Origin of the sequence: Microbacterium capsulatum, assembly GCF_030865425.1 — a bacterium.
Taxonomy (GTDB): Bacteria; Actinomycetota; Actinomycetes; order Actinomycetales; family Microbacteriaceae; genus Microbacterium; species Microbacterium capsulatum.
This window is the reverse complement of the sequence record NZ_JAVFCB010000003.1, coordinates 427,206-440,166: the sequence shown is the minus strand read 5'-3', so window position 1 is coordinate 440,166 and position 12,961 is coordinate 427,206. Positions and strand designations below refer to the sequence as shown.

Sequence of the window (12,961 nt, the reverse complement as noted above, 5' to 3'; positions counted from 1 at the left end):
AGATTCCTCCTTTCGGATTACGTGGTGTGCGTGCCCGCGTACGGGGCGAGTTGGTCGAGCGCCTGCTCGGCGGGCAGGATCCAGAACAGGGTCGGGTCGAGGGTCCGGTCCGCAGCAATGGCGTCGTGGATCACCACCGCCCGCTTGGTCGTGGGAACGAGCCAGACGACGGCCGGGAACACGCTGCGGGCCGCTTGTTCGATGCCGGTGCGCTCGTATTGCTGGTAGAGGCGGCATTTGCGCAGCACCGCGGGGAGGTGCTCGGTGCCGAGGTCTACTTCGACGAACGAGTACGTCTCGGTGATCCGATCGGCGGTGACGACGAACAGGTCGGGCTTGAGCGTGAGCGCCTGCCCGCCGGGGCCAGTGAAGGGTCGCCAGCAGGCTGTTTCGGGTTGGAGCTCGAGAAGATCGAAGTGGCCGGCTTTCGCGTGTTCGCGGAGCATGGCCGCGACGTCGGCGACGGCCAGCATGTGCGTGGCGAAGGGCCGCCCGGGTTCGAGGTATTGGGTGCGGGAGGTGTCTCCTCGACGGAGCCGCAGGTACCGTTCGCCGGAGTGCCCGAGCTGCCAGATCGTGAGGGCGGAGCCGTGCTCCTGCCCGCCGATGCGTCGTTCGAGTCTCGCGACGGCCTTCAGCGCTTCGAGGCGCGTGAGGATCCGGGTGGTTCCACGAGTGGCCGCGCTGGCGCTGACGGATTCCCCGAACGGTCGAACGGGCAGATGGAGTCGCTGGATCTGCCTCGTTGTCAGGAGCCGAAACCGTTCCAGGTCTTCCAAGATGCGGATGTCCCGCTCGGTGAGGTGAAACCCGAGATCCCTCGTGTGCCGGGCGCTCATGCGAGCCTTCCAGAAGGCTGGCCGTGATCCGCTGCGACGCAGCGGGAGTCCCTTGCTGAAAGCGGTAGAACGCGCCAAGAATCCGGGGGAGTTGGCGGCGGGTGTTCCTGGTGACGCGAACGCCGACCGGAACACCGAAACGAATACTCATTCAGCCACGTCGCGGTGCTCATGCCTGCCTCGCCTTCTGGTGAGACCGCCGCGGCGCCTGCTCTACTGTTGCTGTCTCGCTGGGGGTCTCAATCGCCGGGAGCGCACCGAACTGCTCGCGGCTGGCCTCGCGAATCGCATCGGCATGACCAAGCAACGGTGCGGGCGGCAGGACGGTGGCAGAGCACCAGGTGGTTGGGATGGTCCCGGCGATGAGGCGGGCGTAAATGTGATGCTTCGGCAGGCTTTCGAAGTCCGAGGCCGTCAGCGAGGGGGCGCGCTTTGCCATCGCCTGCGCGTCGTCGGTGTCGAGCGCGAAGCAGATCTTGTTGCCGGCGTTCGCGTCGAGACCGCTGCGCATCCCGGCGGGAAGCTGCTCCCGGTATTGGTGGGCAACGTGCACGCCGACCCCGTAGGAGCGGAAGACGCTCATGGCGTTCTCGATGGACACGGGCAGATGGAGGTAGTTCTGCACCTCGTCGATGAAGATCATCCCGGGACGCTTCATCGGGTCCTTCTCCGCGGCGCGTTCGGTCGTGGCGAGGAACAGTTCGGCGACGATCAGGCTGCCGAGGAGCTTGGATGCCCCTTCCCCGAGGAGCGCGTCGTTCAGCGGTACCAGGACGGTCTTCTTGTCGCGGAAGATGTCGCGCAGTCTGAAGCGTGGCTGCGATTGACCGAGCACCCGGACCAGCGGCTGACGCAGCACGATCTTACGGAGCCGGTTGAGGCTGGGGGCGATCACGGCCGCCCGCTGAGCCGGACGCATGTCGTCGTACTCGGCCCAGAACGCGGCGAGTGTTGGGTCGTCTTGCACCGCGGCGACGACGGGGCGGCGGAAGGCGTCATCTGTGAGTAGGCGCGGCAGATCGATCAGCGTGTAGGGGACGCCTCGTCTCTGCCCCGCCCTGGCGAGAGACAGCAGGGCTCCCTGGATCAGGTACTCGGTCCGAGGTCCGAGGGTGTCGTGGAACACGGCGGCCAGGGCGGCGAGGATGCCGTCAACGACGATGTCCGGGTCACGGTCGCCGACATCCAGCGGATTGAACCCGACCGGCGCGTCCCTATCCGTGGCGTCGAGGACGACGATCCGCCCGGCCGTCTCGAGCGGTGCGGTGTCGAGGATGCGGTCCACCAGCTGCTTCTTCGGTTCGATGACGCAACAAGCGCGACCGGCGGCGATGTCCGAGAGGATGAGGTGTTCCAGCAAGGTGGACTTGCCCGAGCCAGTGGGGCCGAGCGCGACGAGGTGCTGGAGCCGGCTCTTCGGATCGATGCCGATCAGGCGTTCCGAGCCCGGTGCGGTGCCGGTGGCGAAGACCGAGGCCGTCCGGCTGACGATCTCCGGCACCGGCAGCAGCCGCGGATGAAGGCCGGGCACGCCCGGGTAATCTCGCTCGCCGATTGGCCAGCCGAGCAGCGGCACGAGCTCGGCGGCGGACAGATCGAAGGCGGCGCGGCCGGTGCCCGACTGCCAGTGCGAGGAAGTGTCGTGGTTGAGGCTGAGCCGGACCCCGGGCGTTTCCATCAGCTGCAGGGCTCCGAAGACTTCCCAGATCAGGGACGCCGTGCGCTTCTGCGTGTCGGCCGTGACGCCGACGCGGACCGTGGTCGCCAGGGTCGGGCTGGAGGTTCGCTGCTCCATGCGCTTCCGCGCATCCGTCGATGCCGTGCGGGCGCCGTCGAGCATGATCGAGGCGAACTGCTGAAACGGGTCGGACAGTTTCGGCGGTAGCGTGCGGGCAGCGTGAGTCCGTCCGAGCACTACCTGAAGGGCGACGTGTTCTGCGCCCCGCCGGGCGGCGAGCGCCTGGTAGAGGGATGCCACGACCTGCTCCGGATCGGCTTCCAGCGGTACCACCGCCGGGTGGGCGACGACGCGGCTGACAGCGGCCACGTCGGGCCGTGTGGTGGCCGAAAAGGAGGCGCCGGGGAAGTAGCCCCGAAGGAGCCGCTTGAGGCGCTGAACGGCCGTCGGCGCACACCCGAAGATGTACCTGATGCCGTCCTCTTCGGCGTGAAGCTCGAGGATGACGGGGCGGGGAACATCGGTGCTCGTGAGACGCGTCAGCGCGTCGACGATGGTGTGCTGCGTGATCGGGCGGGAGAAGTGGAGCTTGGTGAAGACGAGTTCAGGCATGGTCCCCTCCCTGCTCGGTGCTGTATGGCCCCTCGGATTCGTGGGAGGCGCGAGCTTCGGCTTCGCGGCGCGCCTGCTCGAGGCCGGCCGCGGTGATGATGCGTGCCACCTGCTCCGGACGCAGATCATGGTTGAGTTCCGAGAAGACCCAGGCACGGCGGCCGCTGGTCTTGCGATAGCGACGCGTCGAACGGTGGTTCGTCATGAGGGAACCTCCTTCCTGTCCCCGGCTTTCGGGCGGGGATCAACGGTTCGCACGGCGGACGCGGAAGGACGGTGGGATCGCCAACTTGCAGAGGCCGAATTGGCGCGATGGCGCCTGTTATGAACTCGAACGCAAGCGTTGTCAAGTGCTTTTGACGGCCGTTGTCGAGAAAACAACATCGCAACAGGGGTAAACGTGCTCATGGTTGTCACCACCGACCCCACCAATAGCGGTACACGGCGACCGCGACACACAAGACAGCTGCGATGATGCCGATGATCAGCAGCCAGCCCCAGAACTGCCCGATCAGCCAGACGGTTGCCCAGAGCGCCAGTGCACCACCCAGCAGGTAGAGGCAGAGGCGGAAGAACCGTTCCGCAAGTCCGCGGGGAATCTCGTCGGCCATCAGTCATCACCGTCCCCGTTGTCACGCATCGCGCGCGTGAAGTCGGACGGCACTGGATACCCGAACTCAAGTAGCGAGATGTCGGAGTCAACTTCGTTGCCCCAGGCGTCCCAGCCGGGCTGTTTGTGGCGTGCGAAGAGCTCAAGTCGGCGGACGTTCATCCCGGCGATGTCGTCGATGTAGGCGTACTGCGCATGCGGCTTTTCCGAATGCCGTCCCACTCGGTAGACGAGGAAGTCGGGGACGTTGCGGTTGGCCGCCGTGACCGACCCGCGGGTCGCGACGAGCAGGTCTTCAGTTGCGCGCCGGAGGCCGGTCTTGTGACGACCGAAGCCGAACTTGTTCAACTTGCCCCAAGTGATCCAGTCGCCCTGGGCATAGTCGAAACCCCAGGCTTTGATGATCGCTTCGGCCTCGGTGTGCAGCCCTTTGGTCGTCCAGAAGAACAGCCAGGAGTTGTCGGCGGCTACGGACTTGACCGCGTCAGCCATGCCGAGCAGTTCATCGATCGACATCGTGTCGTAGTGCTTCTCGCCAGACTGTCCGCGCCAGGGCACGTCCGAGAGGATGACGTCGTAGATTCCGCTCGGTTCTTTTCCCGCTGTGGGTGAGGCGCTTGCTTCGTTGATGGTCATGTGAAAGTGCTCCTTCCTCCGGCCCACGAGGCGTGGTTGGTGGGCCATGGCGAGGATTGGTTATGCGCCAGTCGGCGCGGGTGGTCAATATTCCGGTCGCGAGCGTTGTGGCAACTACAGCGACCGCGTGGGTGGCCGTACCCGCCGCGAGAGATGCGACGGGTACGGCCGGACCTCATTCGTCGTCGCAGATGGTGAGCATGAAGCCGTGTCGTAGCAGCACGTAGCGATGCTCCATGAGCTCGTCTTCTGAGCACTGCGCGTAGATAGCGCCGGCGACGAAGACGTGCTGGATCCGCGTCTGCTCGAGGATCCCGAGCAAGATCTCCAGCAGGTCATTCGAATCAACTGCGGCCGGTCCGATCCGGTAGAGCATGCGGTCGGGCGAGCGGTGGTCTCGTTCCATCTGCTCGCGCACGAGGCGCTCCTGCTCTTCCACGGTCTGGCCGCCCAGCTCATCGGGTGCCCGCTGGTCGTGAATGCTCCGAACCCAGAGGAGCCCGCCGACCTGAGCCCTCCTCTTCGTTGGTGATGGTCTTTTTGGCATGTCCCCTCCTTTCACGAGGTCTGGCAGCCCGAACGGCCGCCTATTCAGTTGTTGTTTCCTCACCACGGGGGCGAGGTCTGTCAGCCAAGTCGCGGTTGGATGGGACTGTCCGGCGCGCGGCGCGGCGGTCTGTTGGGCGACCCCGGGGTCGTGCTGATGCCGGCTAATCCGAGCGCGGGGGAACCCCGCCGGAGGCCAGAAAGGACTCCCGGATGAGCGCCCTTCTGGCCTCATGGGACTCCATGCCGAGCGCAGCCGCCAGCTGCAGAATGGTGCGACGCATCTCGTCCTGCTTACGGTCGAGTTCCGCCTCGAGTCGGGCCTGGTGGGCTCGGCGGCCCGGAATGATCAGATTCATCACCCGCTCCTTCCACGTCCAGAGCGTTCCGGTCACAGCCCAGGAGATCTGGCCGTCCATCAGCCCCACCGCCGGATCGCAGCGGCGGCGCCGAGGGTGTAACTGTCGACGATCTCGCGGTAGCGCGCCTCGCCGAGCGGCGCGACAGTGATGAGGTGCTGCTCCAGCGCGGTCAAGGCGCCGACGTGTTCCAGGGCCGTGTTCGTGAGGAGGGCGCGGCCGTCCTCGGCGAGCTTGGCGACAATAGCGCGGGACTGCACCCGCTCGACTTCGCGACGAGTCTGACGCTGCAGCCCCATGGACATCCCGCTCAGCCCAGACGGGCTGAGGGCACTTCCCGTGGCGGGAAGCAGTTCCGAGTTGTTCACAAGATCCCCTTTCGAAGAGATGACCCAGGATTTCTGGGCTGATTCGACGGTAGGAATCGCACGATGCTGGTCGCAGGGACCTGGCTGGATGAACCGTTGGAACGGATTGGAAGTCCCGATCCCGCTCGCACTTGGGCGCTTTCGCGCGGGGTAGCCTGCAGGCATGGCACACCGGCGCTGGCAGGACGAGATCAGTGACCTGTTCGCTGCCCGCGCTGATCCCGCGCTCACGACGGCGAGGTGCCCTCAGCTCACGCTCCTGGCGGCGATGCTGACGGGCTCTGAGGACGTGGACGATACCGCCCTGCGGCAGTTCATCCGCAGTGTCATCGCCTTCCTCGGGGAACTCGACGGCATGTCACGGGATTGGGTGGCGTGTGCTGCCGGCGGGGCTGCGTTCCTGTATGTGGACGGGCTGCCGAGGCGTGCCGACCAGCATCTGATCGCCAAAGGTAATGGCCGCCGCTTCGATGGCGACTTCACATCCAAAAAGGCCCGGGATACCTGGGCCTACCTGACCTACAAGCGCACCCTACTGGATGGCCGTCGCGACTTCTTTAGCTACAAGCCCGGCGCGCTGCGTCGGCACGAGTTCTGCGCGGGCCTGGTCGCCGCCATCGAGCAGGTCGAGGCAGCGCCCGAGGAGTTTCGCCTTGTCTACGACCGGGTTGCGGCAGCCGAGCGAAGCGCGTATGGGATCGAGTTCGAGGACAAGCAGGATGGCACCGCCAGCTCCGGTACTCGGCGTGACCGGTCGACCGCCACGGACGTGAACTACCCAGACGGCAGCATGGTGGGTTACGGGCAGCACTTCGACAAGATCTGGGCCGTTACGAACATCGGGGAGGTGCCCTGGTACGGACGCCGGCTCACGCGCGTCACGCCGCAAGGGCCGACCTTCCCCTCCTCACCAGCCTGGGTCCCGATCCCCGACACCCTTCCCGGGCAGACGGTGTATCTCACCGTGTCATTCATCGCTGGACGAGTGCAGGGGTTCTCGGAAGTGCGGTTCAAGATGACCGACGAACATGGCAACCAATACTTTCCGAGTAAGTACCCGCATGGGTTGACCCTCATCGTCGAGACGGGCCCGATCACGTCGATCGATCGCAAGCTCCCTTGAGTTCCCCGGGAAATCGACAACCGAGGGTGCTTGGCAGGCAAAACGAAAGCCCCTCGTGAGAGGGGCAAGATTCGGTCAGGGATGACACTGCCCCGCTCACCGAGGTGACGGTGCTACGACCACGAACCTCAGGTTCAGCGGGAGCAGTGTCATGCCTCGGCCGGCCGGGGCGGGACGGCTTCTCAGCGCTACTCGTCTGGCCTGAATGTCGTCCGGGCAATCGCTAGCCTGATGTAGAGCGCGTCCTTCTCGGTGGCCTCGCCAACGCGGACGCGGTTGGCGTCGTCCGGGCTGGCGTAAGCGTCGACCAACTCGGACAGTACCTCGTAGGTCATGCGGCGAACGTCTTCGTCGGGGTCACGGAGGAGCTGATCCCACGCAATCTGCTCCGCTTCGTCGATACCCCGGCCGAGCTCGCCACCCATGACCGAGGTCGCCATGGCACGTATCTGCGGATCCGCTGAGGAGGCAAACGTCCTCAGGAGCGTCAATCCGTATTCCGGATTGACCGGGCTGATCTGCCGGTCGACCACACGAAGGATGGTGCCTTCGAGGAGATCGTGCACGTCGTCGCTTCGGTCAGCGAGTGGCGCAAGCGCTACGGCGATACGGGCCAATTCCTCCGGTAGGCAATGCTGGAGGTATTCCAGGTACGGCCGGCCCGCGTAAGGCAGCGATGGCAACTCTTCCGGAACATGTTGCATGGGAGTGTCCTCTCTTCTCGTCTTGGCTGGGGGCGCCACAGGCTCGAGAATGAGTCGAGCGTGGCGCTTCGATCCGGCTACGGAGCAGAGCGCCCAGCTCGACCGCAGGACTCCTGCTCGTTATGTCACGAACGAGCTCGGCTGGCAATGGGCCGCCACCATCGCCGAGCCGCATCCACAGGGGTTGTACCGACGTTGTGGAATCGACATCGTTTGCCGCTATCAGGGCCTGTCGGATGTGTCGGCATGCGCCTCGACAGTGAATCGCGCCTACTACTGCGTCCCCAACCGTCGGTGCCCGGTTGTGGTGAAGGCGGGGCTGGCGATGCAAACTGAACCTGCGAGGCTTCGGGGTGCTATTGCTCGGGTGGTCCAGGATCGGCGGTTAAGGACGTTCTTCTGCAGCAGGCTGAAGAACGGTTCCATCGCGGCGTTGTCGCCGCAGGACGCGACACGGCCCATCGACCCGACCAGCGGGTGCCGGCCCAGCGCGCGCAGGAATCTTCGGCTGCGAAATTGAATTCGCCTTGACTGCCCCGGTCGGAGTGGACGATGCAGCCGGCGACGTTCCCGCGCATCTGCACGGCGTTGTCGAGCGCCGCCGCGGCGAGACGGGCCTTCATGCGGGAGCTGATCGAGTACCCCACGATGCGACCGGAGCAGGCGTCCTTGATCGCGCACAGGTAGAGCTTGCCCTCCGCCGTGTGGTGCTCGGTGATGTCTGTCAACCACGGCTCGTTCGGCTTGTCGGCTGTGAAATCGTGCCGGAGGATGCCGTGCTCGTCGACGACGGCGCGCAGGTCGTCATGGACGGCAGGACCGGGCCGTTTGGACTTGCCGCGCTTAAGCTTATTGAGCTGACGAGGCGCGTGAAACGGGCCACCTGGCACCTAAAGGAAGAGCACAAACCGAGCGATCGGTTGGAGGTAGCGATCCGCAAGCCTGGCCGGGCGAGCCGGCGACGCGGTCGGCTCGAATCATGTCCGTCTCATCGACGTGTCTGCAGTTTACCCTAGCTTTGTGTCCACCAGCCAAACGATTGGCCACCGTAACTAATTGTATGGAAATAAACACGGGATGTGTAATTGCTTCCATCTGCTGTCTTAACTGTCAAATCCCGATATTTGACTCCGTTTGGAAGCGTTGCAACCTCTGTTGCGCCTACCAACTCGGGTGTAGAGATGATATTCTGATAGGCCACCGCTCCACCTGTCATCCCTTCGGGATCGCTTGTAACCACCTTGTTCATATTTTGCCACTGCACAGACTGATTGCCACTTTCGAGAGCGGCCAGTACGGCTTTTTGACGATCACTACCGTTCAATGCAAGGGGTAGTCTTTCACCGTAAGCGGTAACTGTCAAGATCTCCTGAGGTGTATTCCTATCAGAGATGACTGTCGGTAGAATATCGTTCTTATCCTGTGATACACGATATGCATCAGCAGCAAAATCACGAATATTATCCATGCCACCAAAGAGCCCGAAAAGGTAACTGAGGCGGGTGTCAGGAGATTCTTGGGCGAATTGATCAATTGATATGCCCTGGAGTGGCTTCAGAGTATCCGGTAGCACGCCTAACTTTGGAACGGTATCGGCTGTCCGTGTCGGTGCCGGTTGCGCCGATGTCGGAGCTGTGGATGGGTGCGCTTGCGGCGTCGATGCGTTTGCGGCCACCGAGGGCTGGGATGCGCATCCCGCGAGCCCTGCGACACCGAACGCGAACGCCACGACTACCGCGGGCACCCGCAAAGTGGAACTACGACGCACAGATTCCCCAGCCTTCCGACCTTCGATGCCGATACTGGTTGAACAGTAGCAGTGACTTGGGCTCGCCTGCGGAGCTGCACGCGGGCCGTCGCTTGGGATGTCGGCGACGGTCCAGTCGCCTGATTTCGGCGGTTGTGGCTAAACGCAGTCCGAATACAACCGCGGAGACGGTGCGCTCCGGGCCGTTCATCAAGTGAACCTTGCACTGGCTCCGCGTGCACAGTGGCCAGTCGCTGCTGCACTACGCGGATAGCGATAAGGCGACGCGACGGCATAGTCGTTAGCCAAGGTCGTGGTGCGATCTGATCGACGCCTCAATTCCCGCGCTGGCCCGCCTACCGGCCAGCAATCATGGTGAGCCGAGGAGGCGATGGGAGCAATTTCTCCACTGATACATCGAGTGCCTCAGCGACGGCAAGCACGGTCGCGAGCCGCGGGTTGACCGGCTGCCCCTGAGCGGTGCCGCGTTCGTAGGTCTGGTACGCGTACAGCGAGATGCCGGCGCGCTCCGCGACTTGCTCCTGTGTGAGATTCGCCGCGTGCCGATGACGCTGAAGGTTCAGCGCGAGTTCGCGGGCGAATCTCGCCCACTCTGCCGTTGTCGCTGGACCTTCTCGCACTCAATCGAGCCTGAGACCAAGAAGACTTGGTGAGAATCTAGAAAAATTGGTAAAACGGAGGTCAAGTCAACGGCTACTGATCTCGAATCCAATTGCCGTCGTGGTCGACGCGGAGCCCGTAGTCGATGAGGTCTTGTCGGACGAGGAGAACGTCTCGCGCGTCGCGCAGTTCCTTGAGGAGGGCGTCGCTGCCGGCGACGTGGAGAGCGAGTAGCCGCACAATCAAACGGCCGACTCTGGCCACGATCGCTGATTCTGTGATGTCCGGGTAGGCGCCGCGATCCGGGTGCTTGATGGTGTTGTAGCTGTTGGCGACCGCGCGTGCCAGCCCGATGGTGCCGTCAATGCGGTCTCCCCAATCGAGACCCAGGAGATCGAGGCATCGGTACACATAGGTCGCGGTAGTCGTCCTCTTCCCAGAATAGGTTTCGTCTTCTCCCGAGCGGAATCCGATGTGCTGGCCTGCTGCTTCCATGGCCATGTTGGTCGAGTTGACGACATCTTCGATGAAGGGCTCGGCCCGCCCGAAGATTGCCGCAGCGGGCAGGATGAAGCGGCTCCAAGCGTCGTAGTTGTCGGACCAAGCGGCGAGGGCATCGGGGCCGAGTTGGCCAAGGAAGGCTATGGGGAGCCCGAGCTCACCTTGGGTCGGAATCGGACGTTCCCGTTCGCGCACCGTTGCCGTGCTGATGAGTTCAAGGGTGGGCACGTACGGTCTCGCGGTGCCGATGTCGACAGCAAAACTCCCGTCGCGAACTTCGTGACGGCGGAAGGAGATAGGCCTCCCGTAGAGGAGCCTCAAGAGGGTTGCCAGCTTCCGCTGTTCGACGAAGTGATCCGCGAACGGGCGAGGCCCGTCGTCAAACGTGCTCTCGACCACGACATTGTCGGACACCGAGGTGTGCCGCTCATATCCGTCCTGACCGGAAACAGTCTGCCAGCTGGAACGCAGCGTGAGCGTGGCGTCTCCTTGGCGCCAGGACAACGCATTGGGGCTTCGCAGCGTGACCGTCATCTGCTGTGTGCGGCCTTCGCCGTCAGCATCGGCCTGTCGTTCCTCTGACTGAAGTCCTGTCCACAAGTTGAGCCCGTCGAGTCGACTCGCGACGCGCTCGAGGGCAAGAGGAACGTTCACGGGAACGGTCCGTGGTCCGAGGACCGTGGCACGTGGCGCGAGTCGCCCGATGCCCGATCCCGTTCCCATGCTCATGGCGCGGCCAGCGAACTGCAGGTCGAAAAGACTGACATCCCCGCCAGAGGTCTGCAGAACGAGGTTCGCCGGCGGCGTGTGCGCTCCGAACCAGGTAGCGACGTGCGCGAACTCCGCCGCAGCGTCGTGGTAGGGAACCTCAAGGACGATGCCTTCTTCGCGTGTCATCTTGAGCACCGCCGCGACGTACGGCTGCTCGTCGACGCCATCGACGAGCAGCCCTGCAAGGCTGTCCCCGAAATCCAATTGATCCACGGCCATGACATGACCCTATGGCTCTGAAGTCAGTGGTGTCAGGGGTGCGTCATCAGCGCCGGGGGAGTCGGCAGAAGTTCGTCGAGTCCGACCTCGAGCGCCTGGGTGATCGCCAGGATCGTCATCAGCGTCGGGTTGACCGCGTTGCCCTTGGCTGTGTAGCCGTTCTCGTAGGTCTGCACGGAGTACAGCGAGATCTGCGCCCGTTCGGCGAGCTCGGCCTGCGTGAGGCCGTGCTGCGTCCGGGCGTCGACCAAGCGGTCGGCGAGCTCGCGGGCGAATACCGCCCACGCCTCCCGTTCCGCCTGCTCCCGCCGCACCGATCCAGCCTGTGACCAAAAAGAATTGGTGTGAACCTAGAAGAATTGGTAATGTCCGGAAAGCGCCGGATGGTCCGGGGAGAGGTTCGCGGGGCCTCTTTACAGAATCGAACAAATATGCTAATGTTTGGGCATCTACCTGGACGAGTCCGGTTGCAGGCGTTCGCCTCCCGGGACCTCAGGCGGGTCATCAGTAACGGCCGCTCGAGCGGCAAGGAATCCTCGCCGTGCACGAGAACGAAACATCACCATTCCGTCAACCTGAACAACCGGTCACCGAGCAGATCCCGCACTCCGGGATCCATCATGGCGAGCGCCCCGTCGAGGAATTTGACAAGACGCCGCTCCCGGACGCCGTGGAGCGCGGCCTGGTGACCCCGACGCCCGATTCCGCGGCTACTCTCGCCCCCGCGCCTGAGCAGCCGAAGAAGCGCAACAAGCTCCTCATCGGCGGCTCGATCGGCCTGGCGGGCGCGGTGATCGCCGCGGGTGCCGTCATTGGCGTCAAGGCGGCGAGTGATACCGGCCACACGCCTCCTGAGAAGGACCCGAAGGCGACGTTTCAAACGCCGGAAGCAACGCCGAGCGAGTCTTCTGTGACCACCCCGGAACACGTCTACACCGTGCAGGAGTTGCTGATTCCCGCCACGCTTACCGGTGAGGACGCCGCGAAGCTGCTCGTTGAGCAGCGGCTCAAGGCATGGACGAATGCCGGCGAGTCCTATCAGCTCTGGAATGATCGGGTCAATTCCGGTGGAAATACCGCCTTGCTGCAGAAGGCTCAAGCAACGGGTCAGACCTTCTCCAACGCTCTCTTCGTTCCCAACTGGCGGCAGATGCAACCGTCGCTGGTCGCCACCTATGACGAGCAAGTCCAGGAGAACGCCGCCGCGCTCGGTGCCTGGCTACGCACCTACAAGAGCGGTAACCCGGCGGACAAGGAGCCGTATGTTCGCAGCATGGCTGTCGACACCATCGCTGTCGTCAGCCAGACGAACGACTCGGTCACCATGACCCTGCACGCTACTGAGCACGACAATGGCGACGGGAACCGGGTCGGTCCACTTGACGCGAAGGGCAACAGGGTCGATGGCAACAAGCTCATCGGTGATCTCGAGTTTGAGAAGGTGGATGGCGCCTGGAAGATCTCGCACCTGAACTGGCACAACGCCCAGCAGTAGCGCCTGGGGGAGGAGGGGCCGGGGCTTCTCAAAGCAACCTGCCTGTGCTTAAATAAGCCCAGGTTATGAGGCAAAAACGAATAGTGAACGGTTCTCAAAGGCGAGGTTTCCTAGTCCTAGGAAAGGTACAAC

At 63.8% G+C, this 12,961-nt stretch carries 15 protein-coding genes and 1 pseudogene; 2 read left to right on the top strand and 14 right to left on the bottom strand.

The genetic code is table 11. The features are described from left to right. Window positions 1-17: 17 nt before the first annotated feature. The 8 genes from RBR11_RS07460 to RBR11_RS07425 form a co-directional block, all read right to left on the bottom strand. Window positions 18-839: a replication-relaxation family protein gene (locus tag RBR11_RS07460; RefSeq protein ID WP_308488690.1), complete on the bottom strand. Its 822-nt coding sequence runs from the start codon at window positions 837-839 to the stop codon at window positions 18-20. A 169-nt stretch (window positions 840-1,008) separates the two neighbouring features. After that, complete coding sequence (locus tag RBR11_RS07455) at window positions 1,009-3,129, bottom strand: type IV secretory system conjugative DNA transfer family protein (RefSeq protein ID WP_308488689.1); 2,121 nt, start codon at window positions 3,127-3,129, stop codon at window positions 1,009-1,011. Then, window positions 3,122-3,334 carry a hypothetical protein gene (locus tag RBR11_RS07450; protein WP_308488688.1) on the bottom strand — a complete coding sequence of 71 codons (213 nt, stop codon included), beginning with the start codon at window positions 3,332-3,334 and terminating at the stop codon, window positions 3,122-3,124. Before RBR11_RS07450 ends, RBR11_RS07455 begins: the two co-directional genes overlap by 8 nt. Window positions 3,335-3,542: 208 nt before the next feature. Then, complete coding sequence (locus tag RBR11_RS07445) at window positions 3,543-3,740, bottom strand: hypothetical protein (RefSeq protein WP_308488687.1); 198 nt, start codon at window positions 3,738-3,740, stop codon at window positions 3,543-3,545. Further along, entirely contained in the window at window positions 3,740-4,375 is a 636-nt protein-coding gene (locus RBR11_RS07440) for an MT-A70 family methyltransferase (RefSeq protein ID WP_308488686.1), read from the bottom strand. Before RBR11_RS07440 ends, RBR11_RS07445 begins: the two co-directional genes overlap by 1 nt. A gap of 175 nt (window positions 4,376-4,550) precedes the next feature. Then, complete coding sequence (locus RBR11_RS07435; protein ID WP_308488685.1) at window positions 4,551-4,922, bottom strand: hypothetical protein; 372 nt, start codon at window positions 4,920-4,922, stop codon at window positions 4,551-4,553. Between the two features lie 163 nt (window positions 4,923-5,085). Then, window positions 5,086-5,340 carry a hypothetical protein gene (locus RBR11_RS07430; protein WP_308488684.1) on the bottom strand — a complete coding sequence of 85 codons (255 nt, stop codon included), beginning with the start codon at window positions 5,338-5,340 and terminating at the stop codon, window positions 5,086-5,088. After that, window positions 5,340-5,585, bottom strand: coding sequence for a hypothetical protein (locus RBR11_RS07425; protein WP_308488683.1), 246 nt, complete (start codon window positions 5,583-5,585; stop codon window positions 5,340-5,342). The genes RBR11_RS07430 and RBR11_RS07425 overlap by 1 nt, the downstream gene beginning before the upstream one ends. A 226-nt stretch (window positions 5,586-5,811) precedes the next feature. Between RBR11_RS07425 and RBR11_RS07420 the strand changes: the two genes are divergently transcribed. Next, on the top strand, window positions 5,812-6,771 hold the full coding sequence (locus RBR11_RS07420) for an NBR1-Ig-like domain-containing protein (RefSeq protein WP_308488682.1): 960 nt from the start codon (window positions 5,812-5,814) through the stop codon (window positions 6,769-6,771). Window positions 6,772-6,959: 188 nt separating this feature from the next. Here the strand turns inward: RBR11_RS07420 and RBR11_RS07415 are convergent, their stop codons facing one another. The 6 genes and pseudogenes from RBR11_RS07415 to RBR11_RS07395 form a co-directional block, all read right to left on the bottom strand. Next, the gene (locus tag RBR11_RS07415; RefSeq protein ID WP_308488681.1) at window positions 6,960-7,475 is read right to left on the bottom strand and encodes a hypothetical protein; all 516 of its coding nucleotides are present in this window, start codon (window positions 7,473-7,475) and stop codon (window positions 6,960-6,962) included. A 363-nt stretch (window positions 7,476-7,838) separates the two neighbouring features. Then, window positions 7,839-8,320 (bottom strand): annotated as a pseudogene (locus tag RBR11_RS07410) (DDE-type integrase/transposase/recombinase); the annotation flags it as partial. Window positions 8,321-8,487: 167 nt separating this feature from the next. After that, window positions 8,488-9,219, bottom strand: coding sequence for a hypothetical protein (locus tag RBR11_RS07405; protein WP_308488680.1), 732 nt, complete (start codon window positions 9,217-9,219; stop codon window positions 8,488-8,490). A gap of 359 nt (window positions 9,220-9,578) precedes the next feature. Beyond that, on the bottom strand, window positions 9,579-9,863 hold the full coding sequence (locus RBR11_RS18355) for a helix-turn-helix domain-containing protein (protein ID WP_373889776.1): 285 nt from the start codon (window positions 9,861-9,863) through the stop codon (window positions 9,579-9,581). A 73-nt stretch (window positions 9,864-9,936) separates the two neighbouring features. Next, window positions 9,937-11,334 carry an ApeA N-terminal domain 1-containing protein gene (locus RBR11_RS07400; RefSeq protein ID WP_308488679.1) on the bottom strand — a complete coding sequence of 466 codons (1,398 nt, stop codon included), beginning with the start codon at window positions 11,332-11,334 and terminating at the stop codon, window positions 9,937-9,939. 32 nt (window positions 11,335-11,366) lie between these two features. Beyond that, window positions 11,367-11,648: a helix-turn-helix domain-containing protein gene (locus RBR11_RS07395; RefSeq protein WP_308488678.1), complete on the bottom strand. Its 282-nt coding sequence runs from the start codon at window positions 11,646-11,648 to the stop codon at window positions 11,367-11,369. Window positions 11,649-11,875: 227 nt separating this feature from the next. Between RBR11_RS07395 and RBR11_RS07390 the strand changes: the two genes are divergently transcribed. After that, window positions 11,876-12,829: a hypothetical protein gene (locus RBR11_RS07390; protein WP_308488677.1), complete on the top strand. Its 954-nt coding sequence runs from the start codon at window positions 11,876-11,878 to the stop codon at window positions 12,827-12,829. The last annotated feature ends 132 nt before the right edge of the window (window positions 12,830-12,961 follow it).

What these genes read in the sequence shown, in the direction of transcription:
- RBR11_RS07460 (WP_308488690.1), bottom strand. Translation starts at nt 839, where the DNA reads ATGAGCGCCCGGCACACGAGGGATCTCGGGTTTCACCTCACCGAGCGG.
- RBR11_RS07455 (WP_308488689.1), bottom strand. Translation starts at nt 3,129, where the DNA reads ATGCCTGAACTCGTCTTCACCAAGCTCCACTTCTCCCGCCCGATCACG.
- RBR11_RS07450 (WP_308488688.1), bottom strand. Translation starts at nt 3,334, where the DNA reads ATGACGAACCACCGTTCGACGCGTCGCTATCGCAAGACCAGCGGCCGC.
- RBR11_RS07445 (WP_308488687.1), bottom strand. Translation starts at nt 3,740, where the DNA reads ATGGCCGACGAGATTCCCCGCGGACTTGCGGAACGGTTCTTCCGCCTC.
- RBR11_RS07440 (WP_308488686.1), bottom strand. Translation starts at nt 4,375, where the DNA reads ATGACCATCAACGAAGCAAGCGCCTCACCCACAGCGGGAAAAGAACCG.
- RBR11_RS07435 (WP_308488685.1), bottom strand. Translation starts at nt 4,922, where the DNA reads ATGCCAAAAAGACCATCACCAACGAAGAGGAGGGCTCAGGTCGGCGGG.
- RBR11_RS07430 (WP_308488684.1), bottom strand. Translation starts at nt 5,340, where the DNA reads ATGGACGGCCAGATCTCCTGGGCTGTGACCGGAACGCTCTGGACGTGG.
- RBR11_RS07425 (WP_308488683.1), bottom strand. Translation starts at nt 5,585, where the DNA reads ATGTCCATGGGGCTGCAGCGTCAGACTCGTCGCGAAGTCGAGCGGGTG.
- RBR11_RS07420 (WP_308488682.1), top strand. Translation starts at nt 5,812, where the DNA reads ATGGCACACCGGCGCTGGCAGGACGAGATCAGTGACCTGTTCGCTGCC.
- RBR11_RS07415 (WP_308488681.1), bottom strand. Translation starts at nt 7,475, where the DNA reads ATGCAACATGTTCCGGAAGAGTTGCCATCGCTGCCTTACGCGGGCCGG.
- RBR11_RS07400 (WP_308488679.1), bottom strand. Translation starts at nt 11,334, where the DNA reads ATGGCCGTGGATCAATTGGATTTCGGGGACAGCCTTGCAGGGCTGCTC.